The following is a 19,417-nucleotide window of genomic DNA, read 5'->3' as shown; positions in this document are numbered from 1 at the left end:
ATAAATAAATTAAGAGAGGAGTAAAACATATGGAGTTATTTTCAGCATTGGCGTCGGGTTCATACCCGACCATGCTTTATACAGTTTATGCAGAACAGACAAGTCGTTCTGCAAATTCAGTTACATATAGCGTTACATGTTGGGCTAGGTTAGATAACCAAACTTACGATTATTTTAACGCACTTGTTTATCCTAAGATTAATATAGGTGGTACTACTGCTTCTTTTGCTGCTTTAGGTAAATTCCCAAAAGGGGCAGGAGCTAAATTTAGCACAATCAGCGTAACTGTATCTGGAATATCAGCGGCAACATCTAGCTTGTCATACACATTCTCAGCAACGTCACAACTTGGTGGAACATCAAGTAGTACAACAGGTTATGTCGGAGGTAAATCAGGAACCGTACCTGTTTCCGTTTATGCTACGACTCCCTCATTAGGTGGCTCTGTTACCATTAGGGATGGTTCAACAGTGGTTTCTTCTTATTATAGAGAAAATCTTGGGACAGGCTCCTTTAATATTAGCTGGCCAAGCGCATCAGGTGCAAACGGAACTCTTGTTTATGAGCTACAAAGAAGTATTAATGGTCAAAACTGGACCATCGTAAATAGTGCTATAAGTGGTACGTCTATTAATGATGCTCCAGGAGCAGGTGCAAACTCGGTTCGATATGCTGTGCTGGCAAAGAACCGTGTAGGAACAGACGAAATGATGTCTGGGTTTATTTACTCTCCAACAGTAAATAAAAATGAATTAAAATCACCGTCATTAACTTCTAGTGCTAATGTTACTTACAATACAAGAACTTTTGTTGTAACACTTGGAGCTGCTTCTGACAATTTGGGTTCTTCAATAAGTTACACCATTAGTGGGATATCAAGTAAATACACAACTATTAATGGAACAACTAGTGTTTCTCCAGGGAACATTACAATCAATGCAAACAATGGTACGGGCGGTACTTATATGACGCTAGACAATCTAAAGGCTGCAGCACTAAATGGGGCTGCCCATTCAGATACAAACCCCTACAAAGGAACCATTGATTTACAGGTAACTGCTACAAATGGTAAAGGCTCATCGAGAACTGAAACAGTAGCTATTCCACTCAATTTAGGAATAGACGCTCCTGTAAATGGAACTCCTAGTGTATCTATAGCAGCCACTTCTTACTACTCAATAAATTCAGTAAACTATATCTTCCCTGAATATAAACCACTTTCACTTTCGATTGCCGGCTCAATCAAGGACATGCTTGGCCGAAATTGTAGCTATGACATAATAATGGAAGAAGGAGAAGCATTATGGGTTCTTAAAAATACAGGTATTGTTACTGCCGCAACTACAGCAACTCTCAACCACACTGAAGTCGGTTTATTAACTAGTAAGAAAAATGTTTCCTTCTTTATAGAAGCTAAAACAATAGGTAACGCATCGAAACTTTCTGCAAAAACCCAAAAAGTAGATCTTCACTACTACAAAAAGCCAAGTGTTACTTCAAGTGAACTATCTCGTATAGTTGGTAAAGCAACCTTCAAAGTTAGTATTACTCCTAATACTTCATTAGCAGGAGCTACAAATACCTCAACAATGCCATCAGGATATACAAAAGGAACTTCAACTATAACTTCCGGAACAGAGTCTTACACAGTAACAAGTAGTACAACTCTTGCTGATTCGTATACTGCGACAATTTCTGTTGTAGTTCGTGATTCAATAGGTTACATATTAAATGGTTCAAATGATGTTACCCTAAAAGTTACTATTCCTACATTTACACCTGCATTATCTATCCGTCAAAGAGGGGTAGGTATTAATGGTTTTGCAGGAACTACGGAAAAACTTTATGTTGGTGGTAATGTAAAAATTACTGGAAACTTAATTGTTGGTGGAATAATTGACATGGGTAATACGAACATCGAAAACGTAAACCATATTACAATCACTGATCCAGGTGGTGGAGAAGGGCTAGAATGGAAAGACCCTACAAACAATTGGAAGATTGTAGTTTCACCAGATAATCTTTCAAACGCTACAGGGGATTTACAGTTCGCTCGAAATGGTGCAAGAAGAGCTACGGTAAGAGCAAACGGTGAAGTTGCTGCAACAGGTGGTTTTGCTGCAACTAACCCTGGTAATACCGCAGCATCAATCTCATTAAACTTCCTTAATAATATCGCAAGACTTCGTACTGGTGGAACAGGTGCTGGCGCAGATAATGGATTGGAAATTCACGGGACTGGTGATGTTGTTAGGTGGAAAGTAGACGGTGCTGGTAACGTAACAAACTATGGAAACCTTAATATTGCTGGAGGTAGAGGAATTTACTTCTTAAACGCATCAGGAATGATGATGGATTCATTTGGGAACATCAAGGTTAGAGATGCAGCTACACATTCAACCGATGCTTCCTGGAGTGTGAGCGATAAAAATGGTTCTATTCCTTTAATAGTTTGGACTGGTGCGAATGGTGGTGGATACACGGAAGCAACAAGTAGGCCATTTACACAAGTTACAGCATTCACGAATGGTTGGCAGGATTACGGTGCCTTTGGTCCGGTTGCTTATACAAAAGACGCTGCAGGATTTGTTGTGTTACAGGGATTGTTAAGAGGTAATAGCGGTACTACTGGGTCTGCATTTCAATTGCCTGCTGGATTTAGACCAAAAACAACACTTATCTTTAATGCTATTAATGGTGTTAATGGTAACTCCCGTCTTGATATAAATGCAGATGGAACTGTTGTAATGCAGGGTGGCGCTCATGAGTTCTGTTCTCTAAATGGAGTTAGGTTTCTAGCTCGACAATAAAAGGGGGGTTGTTTATGGGAAGTTTAGAAAATATTGAAGTCGTAGGTGAAGTAGGAATTATAGGGGAGCCTATTATAGAAGAACCTGTTAATGATTTTCCACTTACCTCTATAGATATGGGATTACCATGTTGGGAAGTAGATGAGGAAGGTTATGTGATTGAGCACTACTTAATGTCAGAGGACAAAATAGAAAAAGCTTTATCTGCAGGACGAAGAATTATTAAGTTTTGCTGGAAAGAAAGTTATTACAAACCCCGATTTGATGAAACTTTAAATGAGTGGGTTGAGGGTGCAGATATGGAAGTTGTTTTAAAAGATGTTAAGGCAGTTAAATTCAATCAACTAAATGATGCATGCAATAAAGATATTTTAGGCTACTTTGATGCTTCTGTTGGTTCAGAGACATATACATTCTCTTTTGATACAGAAGCACAGTCTAATTTCATTGGTAGTTTAGCATTATTTAATGAAGGTCTTATGACAGAAGTTGAGTGGACTGCATGGAAAGGTGATACACCCCATAGAGTTACTTTAAATAGAGAGCAGTTTATGAGTGTTGCATTTGTAGCGTACCAAGAAAAGGATGCGAAAATATCTAAACTAAGAAATGTACTTCAGCCACGAATAGAGGCATGTACAACTATTGAAGAAGTAAATGCTATTCAGTGGGACGAAAAACCAACACAACTAGCTTGATATTTTAATAAGTAGTCCTTATGATTTGTTCAGAAAATAATATGTTCCAAATATTCAATAGGAGGAAAGACAAAATGAATCAACAAGGGAATACAACAAATTTAGATGTAAATCTACTAATCAAAGAATATGAAGCAACAATTACTACGTTAATCAGTGAAAATGTTAAATACAAAACACTTCTAAAACAAAAAGCTATCGAAGAGCAGCAGCTTCAGGAAGAAATGATGCGACATGCAGCACCCCCTGCGCCACCTGCGGTTCCGACAAAAGAAATAGTAGAAGCTGAAGTCGTAGCATAACAATAACTTATATATTGACTGGTCATATACGAATGGTTACGTTCATGAGGGAGCAATAGCTCCCTCTTATTATATTTTGGAGGTGTTTCTGAATGACACAGGTACGAATCCGAATTCGTTCAATTACAACAGACGAAAAATCCCCTTGGGTTTATATTCAAGAAGAGACCAGACAGGAAACTCCAAAAGCAAATGCATTCCAAGTGAAAGCGGAACCTGTTATGAAACGAAACACTAAGACAAATCAATATGGCCATTTTCATTACAGCGAAATGCAATATGGAAGAATTGAAGAAATCTTAGCTTCTGCTTTAGAGATAGGTAAATCTCCTATGAGAATAAGAAACGAAAAAGGAGAATGGATTTATATTCAACAAACAACCATCGATAGTGCTTGTCCTGCTATTCGGATACGAAATCGATATAGTGAACAGGCAGGTCCTTGGGTTTATATCCAACATAAGGAGGTGTAGGTATGGAATATTTGAATAATTATTTATCTGTTCTACCTAATTATGATCGTAAAGAAGTAGAGCAGCTATTACAAGAAAATATGGATTTGTTTGATGTAAAAGTCATAACAAAAGAAGAGTTCGAAGCACTTATTCAACAACTTGCAAATAGAAAAGAAAAGGTTACGATTCTTACGACAACGGGTGAAAAAGTAGATGCCGAACATTTTAACCAAATTCACTCGAATGTAGCTCTGGATTTAAAGAGACTTTATAACTCACATCTTATTATTGAGAAAGTAATTGCGAATTACGACAGAATTCTTCGAGGAACATTAGATGATGTAAAAAGAGAAGTAGACTCACTTTCTACTCGTGTTGAGGAATTAAACCTAAAAGCAAAAGGAGAAGATGGTTTAGTCGTAAAGACATACGGTTTTGAAGAAAAAGAAAAGAGTTTGTACATGGAAACAGATCATGATCAATATGCACATTTATTCTTAGACCGCGACGGTAAATCTTTACAAAGCGCATCATTGAATCGTAGTTTTCATCAACACTATTTATCACTACCTATCAGAGAAGTGGAGAACACAATGCAAAATTCAAATGGGGCGACAACTGCAAAGATTGAAGTTATGTATCAAGCACCAAATAGCATTTCAGATAAAAACCATCCATTGGAACATGCAATAGATGATTCACTTGAAACGTATTGGGCGCAAGCAGTTAAAACGAATGCACCTGCTTATACGGAAATAAAAAAACTATAGAAAGGAGGAAAGAGAATGCCTACTCCCATTTATATTGAACAACATTATTCATTATCCATATCTGAATTTGAAGGACTATGGGAAATGACATTTATGCACCCATACAATCGACAAGAGCATTTTAGTATCTATCTAGTTGCTCCTAATAGTGATTATGAACATGCTGAGCTTGATGATCGCCCGATTGTAGAAGCTGGACCAAGATTAACGGAAGTATTAAAACGATTACTTTATAAAATCGAATACTATCCTTATTCTTGGGAATTCGCGGGAAAGAAAATTGTTTCATATGGGTATGATTTTGAAACAGACTTTACAGGTACTAGTTTGACCTATATTGATTTAACGGAAATCGCCCTTAAAGAAGTAAATGAGTTTTATAATTTCTTCTCCGCGTTAGAAACAGATGTAGTAGATGAAACAGAAAAGGTCAGCGGAAAAGGTGTTATGGCCAAGCTAAAAATCACGTTAGACAAGCCTAAAACCGTAAATCATTTGTTAATTGATTTCTTTACAGAGTATCCAATCGAGTTACTTTCATTGATGTATCAAGTTGACCAGAATGAAGAATCGACTACTTACGAAATTCCTCTTTCAAGAGCAGTTCAAACAAATGGATCGATCTATCTCCATTTCTCTCCTGTATTTGCAAAGACATTCTATTTAATCATTAAGCAAGAGTCTTACACATTACTAGACCAAACAATGAAGGAAGAAGAAGTAATGAAAGCAGAGCTATGGGATCAAGCTTCAACAAGAAGCCAATCTATTTATGAGTCTGCAGTTGGAGAATATGTAGACCAATTATTCTCTTCTAAATCTGGTATTCAGCTGCATCAAGAAATCTTAGATAGTTACCAAAACATTAATGTAAGTCACTCATCTATTTCATCGGACCCTATGAATTTATACCGTAGTGATTTTGAACAAGCAAAAAAATCTTTAGATAGCCAGCAACGATAGAAAGGAGGATTTAGATGGTTAACAGTTTTGAAAGTGCAAGTAAACCAAAAACAACTTTACTACAAAGTCAAAGTACTACAAGTAGCACAACACCTGGACCGCTTCCTCCAATCGTAGAAGGAATTGGTTCAAGTAATCGTACAAATAGTTCAACAGAATATGTTTACCAGTATGGAATAAAGAACATTCAATTAAATCATTCTCTGTATGAACAAGCTGGAATTTTTGTTACAAAACCAATTGAAGTAGAGGGGAATATTGTAGAGGTTTCATTATCTACCTTTGAAGACCATCCGCTGTTTAATGAGCTAAATGGGATGGCAACAGATCGAGTCACTTCTATTGAATACTACATCTCATTAGAAGAAAATCCTTCACTTAATGATTGGGTTTCAATCCTTCCTGAAGGTACAAGGAATGTGAAGTGTGAAAAGCTATTCTTCCGTGGCTCAAGTGCGGGACTTCGATTCCATGCAGACATTAGTGATGAAGATAATACAAGAGTATACCGCAATAATATTTTAATGAATAGGAGTGACTGGTACTTTACAGAAAGAGGAGCTGCTATTCAGTTGGCTGTGCCTCATGATAATAGTTCAATTTACACTATTGATTATGTACCAAACGCAAACTTATTTGACCCTTGGACAGTTAAGGTAGGAGATCGATTTTCTAAAAGGGTTCGTAAAGTGGAGTCTTTCCCAAATGGAACTGATTATAACAATACAATTAAGCTGTCTAAGTATCCATATGTTGATTATCAACAAGTGAACAGTGAAGAGAATTATGATCCGAATACAAGTGATTACAGACCAATTGATGTATTTCTAACGAATGGTTCAATTGTAGTAGAAGGGGGAAAGACACAAAAAGAGTTCTTCCCAATCTCTTATTCAAGCAAAAATGAATTTACAACAAAAAACCGTACAGATTATAAAACTAACAAAGATGTGTTTTTAAATAAGTACAGCATTGTTCCGGATTCTGTTTACAATACATTTGAGTATAAGCAAGAGAAGAATAAACTTATTTTCACAGAAAGCTTTAATCGATCGGACCTTTATTATAATGAAGCAACAAATCATGGTAATGCTACAGTGGTTGTACACTACGATTACTTAGTGACAAACTTTCGATTAAAAGTTATTTTGCGTAAAAACGTTGGTGATGAACTAGTAGTAACGCCAATGGTCGATAGTTACCAATTAAAATTTAAAGTCATGAAGTAGGGAGGTGCAAGAATGAATGCCCCTGTTATTGAATCTAAAATATTAGAGAAACAAAGAGAATATCTTTTGGAGCAAGCGAAAATACGATTAAGTAGTTCTGCTACAAAAGAAGAAGTATCTCAATTAGCAGATGAAATCTTTTACAGGTATCAATCTTGTATAGGTAAGCCTTTATTCCAGGCACGTAAAGTTGTGTATGGAGAACTACCTTTTCTTGAGGATTACTATGATAACAACAAGGAAATGGAGAAAGACTTAGGTATCTTATTCTCAGAACTAAATACCATTGCTACATACCTGGTAGATTATTTTAATTATTCTCAGAGTGAGAAAGATAGAATCTTATCTATCGTGCGCAGTATTAATGGAGTCGTATCAGACCTTCAAATGTTAACTGAAGAAACAACCCCTAACACGGTTTATTTAAAAGAATCGTTTACGAATTACGATAATGTGGATTCTGCTTTAACTCCAGTAGAGAACAGAAGCATGATTCATACACAAGAAGGCGTATTAACACTGCGTCGTACAAATGCTTTAAATAGAAGCATAGGAAGTAAAGTTCGAGCTATTCAAGGTAATGGAATTGCAGGAACTTATTTTCTATCTCGTAAAGTTCAATCAGATTCAGATTTCGAAAATTACCAGTATGTTTCTTCTCAAATTAAGAATGATGATCCAAAAGCATTAATCGACGGAAACCCGGATACTGTATTTGAATATGAAATGGTAAATATCCCAGAAAGTTATAAGAAACAATCATTCTATTACGACGTTGAATGGGCAAAGGGAAAGGAACATGGTGACTTACTACGTGTAAAGATTGTTGTTCAATTACCTAAGAACGAGACAATCAACTGGATTAATTTAAATCCTTATCATGCTGCAGGTAGCCCAGGTACAGTTAATGTATATTCTATTCGAACGTCTAATGACGGTATTGAATACCAAGGTCTTTTCGAAAAAGACCAATTTGTATTAAACCAAGAAATCAATAAAACACCTCAAAGCTATCGAGCTGAGGATTTATTCGATGGTAGTGAAAACTTTGCTAAAACAAAATTTTCTGGCCAAGGTGTTTGGAGCTTCCCATCAAGAGAAGCAAAATATATTGAATTCGTACTAGAACAACCAAATTCTTATAAAGAATTATTAGGACAAGAAGCATTCTATAGAAGAAAAAAAGATTCTACTTCATTTACACGTATTCGCAAACAGGAGGTGCCTAGTAATATTGTTGATGAAAAATACGGCATCCATACTATTAATAGCGACTATGAGATTAAAAAGGTATTAGAAGCTGTTGAAGGTTGGCGTTACGCTATAGGAGTTCGAGACATCGACATTATGAGTTTCGAATTCGCTGAAACGAGTGAATATATTAGCAAACCATTTCTATTTGAAGATGGTATTAAGAAAGTACTTCTATATGCAAATGAAAAAGTTCCTGCTATATACAAAGAGAAGGTAAGTGAATCCAATGATTGGATTCAATACTTTGTTTCTTTCGATGATATAGACTGGCATAGAATCTCCCCACAACATCAGCAACCAGTAAACGATAAGTTCCCTGCAAAGGTGCTTTCAGTTAATGATAACGAATCTGATATTGAAAATGCGTTTGCTCTTTACAAACAAAACCTTCAATTAAAAGAACTTCCAAAGCAAGTAAGGTTAAAAATCATTATGAAGAGACCGGAGAAAACAACAGAAGATGAAATACCTCTTCTTCATACAACACCACTCGTTGAAGACTTCGCTTTAAAAATTCTTACCGAACAGAAAGGGGTGTAGGGGATGTCTATCAATATTCGTCAAAAACGTTTTACTGTAGCGGTAAACCAAATCCTTCAAGAAGAACTGAGAAAGGGAAATCTTCCTACATCCAAGGAATTCGCTTCTCGTTTAAATAAACTATTAAGAGATCAAGAATTAAGTGCTCCTGAGTATACATTTAAGCGTATTCGTAATGGTGAATTAGCTGAGTCTGATTTTTTTAATGAAGTTGTTGAAAAAATTCAAAAAGATTTGATGATTCTTTACGAAAATACAATTGCTGTTCATAACCAGCTAAAGGGAAAGTTTCATTGGTTTGAAGTAGAAAAGAATCGATTAGAGTATGAAGCTAGAAGATTAGAATCGGAATTAAAAGAGAAAATTTTGCTATATGGAAAGACAGGTTACTTAGCTAGTATCTTTGATACATTGGATGACCTATCTAAAATTGATTCAGAAGACAATGTATCTATCGATATAAAAAATCATCAAATAACACTTAAAAAACAGGAGAATACCTCATTTTTAATTAATCCTGCTAGTGAAATTAAGTTCGTTATGCCAAAGAGTTCTGTAAGTACATTTAAGAAGATTCCCATTTCAGGGAAGATTGAACAAGCATTAAATGTAAATACAAATGAAACATTCCAAGAAGTATGGTTGTCTAAAACGGAAGGGCCAGCTGATGGATATATAGATATCAAATTTAATGATAAACAGGTATTGAATCGAATTGATTTAAGCCTACATACAATTAAAAGTGCTACTGTGTATATTGAATTCACGCTAGATGAACTGAATTATTTCCACTTACCATATTATCCAGATGGTAAGCAGACGGGGAATAATGTATCTTTTTATTTCCCGACAACAGAAATGAAGAATATGCGAATTTGGATTCGCAAACAGGAAAGTGATAAAGAAATTGTCCATCCTGAAGGTTATTCATATCAGTACTTGTTTGGAGTTAAAAAAATTCAATTTTTCCAATTAAGTTATCCAGAAAGAGGAGAGGTTGTTACAAAATTTCTTACGCCAAAAACAGATGAGACATTCTCTATTGGGAAAGTATCATTGGTTACAGAAGAAGAGATTCCGGACGGTACGGATATCGAGTACTTTGTACGAGTAGATGATAGGGAAGAGAGCTGGAAACAGATTTCTCCTGTTAACAGGGATACTGCACAAGCACCTAACCTAATTGATTTTAAATATGTTGTTCATGCTAGTCCAACAAACTTGGGCATTAGAAAGAATATCGGTGGCCAAGAATCTGAGATTATTGAACTGCAAGCAAATGGAGTTGCATTCTACTCATTAGGTTCTATTGAGAAGCGTAAAATCGTTCCGCGAACAGAGCGTTTATATATGGGTAAAGATGCTTGGAGTGTTCAGAAGACAGTCGAGAATTTTGGTGAAACCCATATCCCTTCTCTCGATGATTGGAAGAAGCCATCAAATGATATCGTTCGAAATGTAATACCAATCAAGGAAGGGAATCGAGGACTGATTTTACAAGATGAACAATTCACACAACATACGCAACTGTATTATGGAATGGGTATTTTCTATGAAGGAAAAGAACAAGTGCTTTCTACAATCCCATCATCTACAGAACCGATTGCCATCTTCTTAAATGGAGAAAAGTTATTTGAAGGAATCCCTTCTTCTCAAACTAATGTAAACTACAAATTTAAACAGGGATGGAATGATCTAACTGTGTTGGTGTATGTACAGAATTTGAATAAGGACTGTACGATTGATTTAGGATTTGATCCGATTCGTGTAAGTACTCATTGTTATTCTTCAAGTCAGTTCCTGGAAAAGGTATCTGTATTCGACTTACGATATAACACAAAGAACAACGATTGGTCTAAGTACGCCCTTTATGAGAAAGATGGAAAGGTTTATATTGTGGTTAATCATTCACTACCGGGTGTAACATATGATTTTTACTATGACTATGTGGATGAAGTAGATCACCGAAATATTCAATTAAAAATCGTTATGAAACAATTCTCAGTAGGGCAGTATACAACACCTGTATTACGTCGATATACATTACAATTTAGTTAGTGAAGAGTTATCAATGGGTAAAGAAATGGTAAGACATACTTGTTACAAGTCTTAGAATAAAATAGGTAAGTACTGTCCCAATTAGAAATGACAAAACGTATGTGTTGGTAATTTACACAACTGTATTAAAGAGAAATACCTATCTAAAGCTTAAATAAATGAAAGGGATGGCAAAGAGATGAAAATAGAAAAGAAATATAAACCTTCTTTCCATAAAGCCAATGCTCGTTACCGTGGTGTTACTGAGCTTTCCCAATATACGAATTTTGTTCTTGAATCTGCCCACGACCTTTTATTATTAGGAAACATTACAGAAGGAAATGAAGCAACACATAAAGATGGACACAAAAAAGAAATGTACAATAATTTCATTTCTATCATGACAGGTGATCGGGAAGTAGGGAAGTCGAGTTTATTTACGGCTTCCACACTTCAAAAAATTGATTACTCACGAACAGTTCCTATTCCTGAATTAGATAGTTGGAGCCCTTTAAATGGCTGTACAAAAACAGCAGTGAGTGACGCAATTAAGCTCTCTTCAAATGGATTGCTAGATCCAGTAGGAATGTTTAGTACTCTTTATGTAGAACCAGGAGACAAGCTTTATATTCGAATGAAGGTAAGAAGTACAGGTGGTGCTTCAGACTTTTCCTTTGGTTCGAACAATATGCGTATGGGACCAGATAAGAATGGTGACACAAGGAAGGTTCCTTTAGCGAAAAGTAATGAATTTATCACTATCGATTACGTGTTACGTTTCCAATATGCTGAATCGGTATCAATTAATATAAACGTTCATGAAAAACCGAAAGAGTTAAAGGCGGAAAATGTTGAAATAAAAGATCTTGAGATATATTACTTTAATGAAACACCAATTCAAGCTTCATCTATCGACATGGTTATTAAACCAAATGTTGATGAACTAGAAGAAAAAATTAATTCGATACGATAGGGAAGGTGAGTACATGCGCCCGATTACATTAAGAAATCCGAATCTAAACAAGGGGCCTAGCTCTTCTGAAGAGTTTAATAAACTACGTAATGACATCCAGACTGATATTACAAATTTGTTTGATATTGTTAATAGTCATGATGGCACAATCTCTGAAAATATGGATCATATTTTACGTGAAAATTACTTCTTACAAAACCGTCTAAAGAAGTTAGAAGGACGGGTATATGAGCTAGAAAAGGATTACCAAAATAACAGTGTAGACGGGGAGAGTATCCTAACTCGATCCTTCTATCATGCAAGCAATATTATTTCCTCAAATGCAAATAATCCCATTAATATAGATACACTTCACGGGATTGTTACCCCAGTTGTTGTTAGAGCTCATGATAAGATTGCTTATAAGAATGACTTAGGAGAATACATATTGCCTAGCAACCTAGAAGTAAGTGTATTTGAGTCCTCAGATGTAGAGCCAATTGATGAAGAAACAAAACAACGCAAGTTCTATGCAGTAGATTCTAGTGGTATTACTAAAGCATTTGATGGAGATAAGAACTCATTCTGGGTTCGTCAATCTGAATCAAACGAAAACAAATGCGTAACAGAAGTTTATGGATTAATTCATGTGAAAATTCCACAAAATATTTCTAATAACATTTATACAAACACAATTACTATTCATCCATCTCCGGAGTACTCTATGAGTATTCTTGATATTCAATATAAGAATCAAAATGGAGAGTGGAGGCGTATTGAAACCTATCCAATTAAAAAGGTAAACAATACAGAAATTCCAGAAGAGATTGTTGAATCTGGTAAGTTAGTATTCTCATTCCCAAGAAGACAAGTAACAGAATTACAAATTAAAGTAAAACAACCTTACTGGTTTAAGCATGATAACAAACGAATTTTTATGTATGGATTCCAAGACATCGTTGTTGAATACCGTGAATATTCCCAAGATACTGCGGAATTCACAACAAAGTTCTCTTTAGAAGGAACAAATCGTCGTTTTACAAATGTAAACACGCCAAAGGTAACAGTACCCGTTGGATGTCCATCATTTAATGATTACACTGTAAAACATGAATTGTACTTTGATGAAGGACTAATGGAGAAGTTTGATTTTTCAACAGATATTTTCCAACCAATTCAAACTGTATATGTAAAAACGCTTTTAAAAACAGCAGGTGCTCAGGTACCAATCTTACGCGAGATTGAATTGCCTTACCGACATGAAGAAATAGAATAGTTATAAAAAGAGAAAGAAGCATAACAAAAATATTGTCTTAAAGATTTATGAATTTAAAAATCCGTTTCTATTTTAGAAACGGATTTTATGCATTTAATTTTTTCATTTTTTATTAGGTTTGTATTATTCAATGTGGGGTTACAAACCTTTTACTTTTATCACAATTCGGATTACCAGTATCATAAACTAAGTTTTCGAATTTTGGAAATTTGTTTCCTATTAAAAATACAAATTTTCTTAAACATTTTCTTTCAGAATCATTTTTCTCTTCCTGTAATCAAGTTTTTTCACAATTATGTGTTTTTGGTCGGTTAACTTTATTATCGGAGTCTATAATCATACGAATATTAAATATAACCCACCGATTAGAAGTGCCAAAGCTAGGATTAATAATATTACTCCATCAGGGCTATTCATAATCTCTTTTATGTTTTTTTTTGCAATTTGCTTAGTTTCTCCACTTGAAAAAAGATAAACAATAGAATAAAGAATTAGTAAGAAAAATGCACTGACGACCTCTAACATTACTTATGTTCCTCCTTAATTTAAATGATCTTATAAATTATACCAGTTAGAACAATTTAAAGTAACAAAATTTAATTTAAATATTATATCCTTCTTAAAGTTTAATTTTTAAATTTTCACTAGAGGAAGGACCTTTATCTTTTTATTTTTAACTACACGGATTTTGGGATTAATACTCCAATATAATTGTTTACTATTCAATAAATACATTTGTTGTTATTCTATTGTATTTTATAAAAGAAAAAGACAGCCTGAGGTGGCTGCCTTTTTCTTTTAGGGAGGAATTTAAATAATTAGGTAAGATAGATAGGATTAAACAAGTTCAAATTCACGGGAGATGTGAAAATACAAACTTGCGAGGTAACTTACATTTTTAATAAAACCTTTTCACCGTGAAAATGCAAACTTATATTGTAAAAAAATTAGGAAGAAAGGGATTAAAGTTAATTCCTATGTATTTTAATGTAATATGAATTTAGTTGAAAGATTGCCGGAAAAATAAAACTATGAGAAAACTCATAAGTAAAAAATAATAACGTTATTTAGTAATCTTTCCGAAATCGTTAATATATAGTTGCAAATTTCTTATATGTTGTAGCTGGTGAATGGGCACCAAAAATACTTGCGATTCAAAAGGATGAGAAGGTTCCATTATTGCTTTCGGCTCTGCTTATCTGGTCTTGTGAAATCTTATATTCTTTATATAATGATAATAAACTATCTGAAGAATTCGAGAAAGCAAATAATATAATTATAGACGTACTGAGTACATGGAAACCAATTTTTGATGAAATAGACAAAGATTTCCCCGATGCGAAACGTAAAGCAGAGAAGAAAGTAGAAAGGAATTTAAGTGATGATACAGAAGGTAGATTTCGTATTCATAAATTAAATTCTAAAAAGGTAAGTAGAGAAGAAAATAACAACGATTATTAAAGGGGGATGACGTATGAAATCAAAGAAACTAATCACATTAGCGATTCCGGTTATATTATTAGGTGGTTGTGCTACGACTCAAGGTTCACCAAAGATAGAAGCAAAGCGAAAGCTACTGAACAAGATAAAAAGTCTGCTAGCTTAAAAGATAACGAGAAAGATATTTAAAGGATTCGAGTTTTAGAAGAGGAATACCCACAATACATGTTAGACATGGAGAAAGATTTAGTGAAGCGGTTAAGTTTTTATAAAGATTCAATAAAATACTACCAAAAAGGTAGTAAATCAAGGAAAGAAGTCTTAGTTTCCATTAAAGACTATATGAAAGTACTGGATAAGATAGAGTCTATAGATGCCTCTTCTAAATACAAGGAAGATCACAAAGAAGCCCTTAAAGCAGTCAGTAAGTATAGGGAATCTTTTGAAGAAGTAGAAAAGGTATTCAAGAAAACAGACTTCTCAATGGAAGCTGATAAGGAAGTACTTGAAAAGGCAGACAGTAAGCTATCAGAAGGTAATCGTATTTGGATACCAGTGTTTGAAAAACTAAAGAATGAATCAAAAAAAGTAGAAAGTTCTTCTGATTCGTCTAGTGAAGACGTTTCATCAAGTTTTGTTCCAAAATCATCTTCACATAACTCAAGTCAATTAGAATTAGACAAGAGCCAAGCTGAAACAGGTATGTTCAAAGGGATAGTTGGTACTGATGAAGAGTTAGGAATAAACGATTCTAATACATCTAGGTATATTAAAAATGAAAGGTCTATTGTAGGTAAGTATGGTATTGATTTAGGAGAAGGAGTCAAAACAATACTCGATTTAAAAGATGATATGACATTTGCTTTTTATAAGTATGGGGATTTCTCAAGTAGAGATAGTCTAATGAAAGGAACATACGAGTTAGACGTACCTTCTTTACAATTAACATTAAAATTAACAAGCGTAACTGAGAATGGTCATAAGACTCAAAGAACTGAGAGTTTTAGATATCAGGTACAAAATTATGATTTAAATATGTTACAACTTTATAGTGCAGACGAAGATGTCCGTATGAGATTGATTAAACAAGGGTAAATATATTAGTAGGGTTAGGTGAAAAAGCCTAGCTCTTATTTTAGGGGGATATTGCATAAATGGAGCAGGTTATACAAGAGTTTTTTTCTCTAAGTAAAAACTATAAGGTTCAAATCATTAAAAGAAAGGATGGCCTATATACAACAGAAGCGTATAGATGGATGGAGGATTGTGGATATGAATTTTGGAGTTATATATCACAAGGATTGACTTTGATAGATAGTGAGGAACATGCGCAAAAGATTGGTATGGAACAACTAATAGAATGTTCAAGGGATGAGTTTTAAAAATATGCTATTTTATCTGTAAAATTATAAGGAATTATGATGTTTTATTGTTGGTGAAAGAATACAAATCTTTCGTAAGTGAACCTAGTATTATTAATTTCTAGACTCACATCTTTTTTATGAAAATATAGAATTGAATTTTAATTAATCTTATTTATCTTATGTGAATTATAAGGTATAATAAAATTGGGTGCAAAGATGCACTATTTGAAAAAGAGTGCAAGGCAAAAAGGAATCCGTAAAGGATTCCTTTTTTGTTTTTTAGATAATGAAACAACTTGGTAATTATCTCCTTCTTTTTTTAGTATAAATGAACTTCTACTTTATAAACATAAAAGGTTTTTTGGGGGAATTGCCATATTCCTGTAACAAAACAAAGGTATGTTATGTGTGTTAAATATAAAGAGAAAGAAGGAAAAGTTGTGAAAAAAGTTTTGCCAATTGTTGCGTTATTAGGCATGATGAGTTTTGGAGTACAGGAAATGAATGTAAGAGCTGATACATACCACAAGGGCGATTCAAAAATTAGTTTTTGGGATTCGAAAAGAAAGGGTACTAATTTCATGAATAGTACGTCATTACCTGAAAACTATAAAAGTGCAAAAGAAGCTAATATTGAATATGTACGTTTAGCACCTGATAAATGGGCAAAAGATAAAGATTTTCTATTTGAGGATAAACCAGATACTTCTGGAAAGGATTTTCTGATAGGTAATGCAGATAACTATCGGGGATTAGTAAAGGAAGATCTAGAAAAATTAAAGGCGGATTTAGATGCCGCACAATCACAAGGAATGAAAGTCGTTCTTACAATGTTATCCTTACCTGGTGATCGATGGCGCCAATTTAATAATAATAAGAATGACGACAGAATATGGGAAGAAGAGAAGTATCAAGAACAAGCAAGTCAATTTTGGAAGGACCTCGCTCTGGAACTAAAAGATCACCCCGCGGTGGTTGGTTATAATATTATAAATGAACCACATCCAGAAACAGCTAAAAATAATAGATATAATGATTTTTGGACGGAAGATTACGAGAAATGGTATGCAAAAGTAAAAGGAACGACAGCTGATTTAAACAGATTTTATGAAAAGGTGATTAACTCCATTCGTGAAGTGGACAAAGAAACACCGATTATTTTAGATTCAGGTTTATATGCTACTCCATGGGCCTTTAAATATTTAAAACCAGTAGAGGATAAAAAAACACTATACGCATTTCATATGTATGAACCATATGAATTAACGAGCCAAGGTGAAAAACAAAACAAGGAATATCAATATCCAGGATTAGTAAAAGTAGGGGATTTAGAGAAACCTGTAATGTGGAATAGACAGGGATTAGAGAAGTTTTTGAAGCCAATTCAACAATGGTCTAAGAAAAATCATGTACCATCTAATCGAATTATTGCAGAGGAGTTTGGAATTAACCGTACTGTTCCAGGTGCTACCCAATACATGCAAGATCTTATTTCTATCTTTAACCAAAAAGGATGGCATAAATCATTCTATGCATTCCGTGAAGACACATGGACAGGGATGAATTATGAATTGGGAACAGAAAAAATAAAATGGGATGAAGAGGGTAAACCGATGCGTCAAGATAATTCACTCTGGGATGTAATAAAAAAAGATTTACAAACGCGTAAATAGTTTAGAATATTAGGTTTAAGGACTAAATATAAGCATCTAATTCAAATAGAATTAGATGCTTTTTATTTCGAAAAAAGGTGGAGTTGAATTAAAGGTTCCATCTTTTCTTTTGCATAAAGAGTACCAATCAGGTTTATTTACAACGAAAAATAAGATTTTTAGAGAATAGCTTAGAAAAAATTGTGGAGGTTTAAACAAATGTGGTCACAATTGTTTAAACCTTTAAAGTAAAATGGAAGTTGGACAGTTGCTATATAGGCAGCAAATTTACAATATGTTTCGGCTGAGCCTTCGGGAAATATAATAGCAAATCGTAATGCAGTTAATGAATGGGAGAAATTCGAATTAATTCCGACTGGGGAATTATATACGTACGCTTTAAAAACTAAAAGTAATGGGAAGTATGTTTTGTTTGAGCCAAATGGTAGAGTAGTAGCAGATCGTACATCAATTGGTGCATGGGAAAAGTTTATCTTATATAATGGTGGAGACAATAGGATATATGTATTACAAGCACTAAGTAATGGTAGATATATATCAGCAAATGGTGGTAGAGAATTAACAGCTACTAGTTATGTAGCTGGAAGTTGGGAAAGATTTGTTATTGTATACTTCTAAACTTTGAAGTGTTATATATCTAAATGATAATGGCATGTTTAGTTGGTATAAATACCTAATACAATAAAGTTTTAAGCATGTAATACAAGTGTATATTAACGTGTAAAAGGGCTGCAAATAATTAGCAGTCCTTTTTTGCATGTTAAATAAGGACTTACTGAGGTTATAATGAAAAGAAAAAGAACCCTATAGGGTTCTTTTTCAAGGCATATTAACAGTAAGGAGAATCATGAAATGCTACTTCAAATCTTTATTAGGGGAAAGATTTTGAAAAAGCTTAACATGTATTTATTTTTACATAAATGTAAGATGTAGTAAATTGATAATGTTTATACTTACTATTACTAATATTCAATTAAGATAGTTAATACTATTTATATAGTGTTAACTGGTGTATAGTACAGTATAGATTTAGAAATTTAATATTAGATTACATTTGTTAAAAAAGTTAATAGATATATTTTTTCAAATTCTAACTAACATTTAAACGGTTTTAATTGAAATTGGTTGTGTATTAACCTTTATAAGCCAATAAAAGTAAATAAAATAAACAAAGACCCTGTAATAAATACAGGGCCGGGTACAGGGTTAAGGGAACGCATAGTTTCTTAATATCATAGTAGCATATATTCTTTGTATAGCTACATGAGGATTTTGACAGAATTAAGAACAAGACAGAAATTCTGTAAGAAAGCAAATATAGTGCTGGAAATGTGATTGGAAATTAAGTTATAAGTATATTGAAATAGATGAAAATTCTTGAGTGTATGATTAAATTACCTTTAAATATGAGGCTTAGGTTAGAGGGCTAATTGGATCTTACTAAATAGGAGAAATGTTTTTTAGATTAAAAGAAGAAAAGACACCTTTTGGTTGTCTTTTCTTTAGGTAAACAGTTCACATATTGCTGAATTAGATACGAAACTATAATTCGACTACGAAGTAAATCCTAATATAATCTGAACAGAAAAAATATGTAATATTACATTTTTAGTTTTTAATTATTTTATTCAATATAGAGAAGCAACGTAAATAA

The 19,417-nt window shown here is 33.8% G+C and carries 17 protein-coding genes and 1 pseudogene; 17 read left to right on the top strand and 1 reads right to left on the bottom strand.

What is annotated here, in order from left to right; genetic code table 11:
* The first annotated feature begins 29 nt into the window (after window positions 1-29).
* From HMPREF2590_RS19860 to HMPREF2590_RS19810, 11 genes are all read left to right on the top strand, one after another.
* On the top strand, window positions 30-2,810 hold the full coding sequence (locus HMPREF2590_RS19860; protein WP_009326652.1) for a beta strand repeat-containing protein: 2,781 nt from the start codon (window positions 30-32) through the stop codon (window positions 2,808-2,810).
* Between the two features lie 14 nt (window positions 2,811-2,824).
* Window positions 2,825-3,508 (top strand): DUF4376 domain-containing protein, encoded by a 684-nt coding sequence (locus HMPREF2590_RS19855; RefSeq protein WP_000535028.1) that lies wholly within the window; start codon window positions 2,825-2,827, stop codon window positions 3,506-3,508.
* Window positions 3,509-3,582: 74 nt separating this feature from the next.
* A complete protein-coding gene (locus HMPREF2590_RS19850; RefSeq protein ID WP_001075732.1) occupies window positions 3,583-3,810 on the top strand; it encodes a hypothetical protein in 228 nt (75 codons plus the stop codon).
* Window positions 3,811-3,902: 92 nt separating this feature from the next.
* Entirely contained in the window at window positions 3,903-4,283 is a 381-nt protein-coding gene (locus tag HMPREF2590_RS19845) for a hypothetical protein (protein ID WP_000195546.1), read from the top strand.
* Between the two features lie 2 nt (window positions 4,284-4,285).
* Window positions 4,286-5,035: a hypothetical protein gene (locus HMPREF2590_RS19840; RefSeq protein ID WP_000456147.1), complete on the top strand. Its 750-nt coding sequence runs from the start codon at window positions 4,286-4,288 to the stop codon at window positions 5,033-5,035.
* A gap of 15 nt (window positions 5,036-5,050) precedes the next feature.
* Window positions 5,051-5,998 carry a hypothetical protein gene (locus HMPREF2590_RS19835; protein WP_001142991.1) on the top strand — a complete coding sequence of 316 codons (948 nt, stop codon included), beginning with the start codon at window positions 5,051-5,053 and terminating at the stop codon, window positions 5,996-5,998.
* A gap of 14 nt (window positions 5,999-6,012) precedes the next feature.
* Complete coding sequence (locus tag HMPREF2590_RS19830) at window positions 6,013-7,227, top strand: hypothetical protein (RefSeq protein WP_000248229.1); 1,215 nt, start codon at window positions 6,013-6,015, stop codon at window positions 7,225-7,227.
* 12 nt (window positions 7,228-7,239) lie between these two features.
* Window positions 7,240-9,021 (top strand): hypothetical protein, encoded by a 1,782-nt coding sequence (locus HMPREF2590_RS19825; RefSeq protein WP_000993511.1) that lies wholly within the window; start codon window positions 7,240-7,242, stop codon window positions 9,019-9,021.
* Window positions 9,022-9,024: 3 nt separating this feature from the next.
* A complete protein-coding gene (locus tag HMPREF2590_RS19820) occupies window positions 9,025-11,079 on the top strand; it encodes a hypothetical protein (protein ID WP_000026336.1) in 2,055 nt (684 codons plus the stop codon).
* 178 nt (window positions 11,080-11,257) lie between these two features.
* Window positions 11,258-12,031 (top strand): hypothetical protein, encoded by a 774-nt coding sequence (locus HMPREF2590_RS19815; RefSeq protein ID WP_000687646.1) that lies wholly within the window; start codon window positions 11,258-11,260, stop codon window positions 12,029-12,031.
* A 13-nt stretch (window positions 12,032-12,044) separates the two neighbouring features.
* The gene (locus tag HMPREF2590_RS19810; protein WP_050822027.1) at window positions 12,045-13,286 is read left to right on the top strand and encodes a hypothetical protein; all 1,242 of its coding nucleotides are present in this window, start codon (window positions 12,045-12,047) and stop codon (window positions 13,284-13,286) included.
* A gap of 336 nt (window positions 13,287-13,622) precedes the next feature.
* Here the strand turns inward: HMPREF2590_RS19810 and HMPREF2590_RS19805 are convergent, their stop codons facing one another.
* Window positions 13,623-13,811: a hypothetical protein gene (locus HMPREF2590_RS19805; RefSeq protein ID WP_050822026.1), complete on the bottom strand. Its 189-nt coding sequence runs from the start codon at window positions 13,809-13,811 to the stop codon at window positions 13,623-13,625.
* Window positions 13,812-14,465: 654 nt separating this feature from the next.
* Here HMPREF2590_RS19805 and HMPREF2590_RS19800 point away from each other — a divergent pair.
* The 6 genes and pseudogenes from HMPREF2590_RS19800 to HMPREF2590_RS19780 all read left to right on the top strand — a co-directional run.
* Window positions 14,466-14,747 (top strand): hypothetical protein, encoded by a 282-nt coding sequence (locus tag HMPREF2590_RS19800; RefSeq protein WP_000947383.1) that lies wholly within the window; start codon window positions 14,466-14,468, stop codon window positions 14,745-14,747.
* Window positions 14,748-14,760: 13 nt separating this feature from the next.
* On the top strand, window positions 14,761-14,892 hold the full coding sequence (locus HMPREF2590_RS30875) for a hypothetical protein (RefSeq protein WP_002098175.1): 132 nt from the start codon (window positions 14,761-14,763) through the stop codon (window positions 14,890-14,892).
* Window positions 14,893-14,960: 68 nt separating this feature from the next.
* Window positions 14,961-15,821 (top strand): DUF3994 domain-containing protein, encoded by an 861-nt coding sequence (locus HMPREF2590_RS30870; RefSeq protein WP_238143659.1) that lies wholly within the window; start codon window positions 14,961-14,963, stop codon window positions 15,819-15,821.
* A 59-nt stretch (window positions 15,822-15,880) separates the two neighbouring features.
* On the top strand, window positions 15,881-16,108 hold the full coding sequence (locus tag HMPREF2590_RS19790) for a hypothetical protein (protein ID WP_000438635.1): 228 nt from the start codon (window positions 15,881-15,883) through the stop codon (window positions 16,106-16,108).
* 386 nt (window positions 16,109-16,494) lie between these two features.
* Complete coding sequence (locus HMPREF2590_RS19785) at window positions 16,495-17,763, top strand: glycoside hydrolase family 5 protein (RefSeq protein ID WP_002026152.1); 1,269 nt, start codon at window positions 16,495-16,497, stop codon at window positions 17,761-17,763.
* 231 nt (window positions 17,764-17,994) lie between these two features.
* Window positions 17,995-18,381, top strand: a pseudogene (locus HMPREF2590_RS19780) (fascin domain-containing protein); the annotation flags it as partial.
* Between the last annotated feature and the right edge of the window lie 1,036 nt (window positions 18,382-19,417).

Origin of the sequence: Bacillus sp. HMSC036E02 (genome assembly GCF_001836235.1) — a bacterium.
In the GTDB taxonomy this organism is placed as follows: domain Bacteria; phylum Bacillota; class Bacilli; order Bacillales; family Bacillaceae_G; genus Bacillus_A; species Bacillus_A cereus.
The sequence above is the reverse complement of the archived record's forward strand: the minus strand, read 5'-3'. Positions and strand labels throughout refer to the sequence as shown.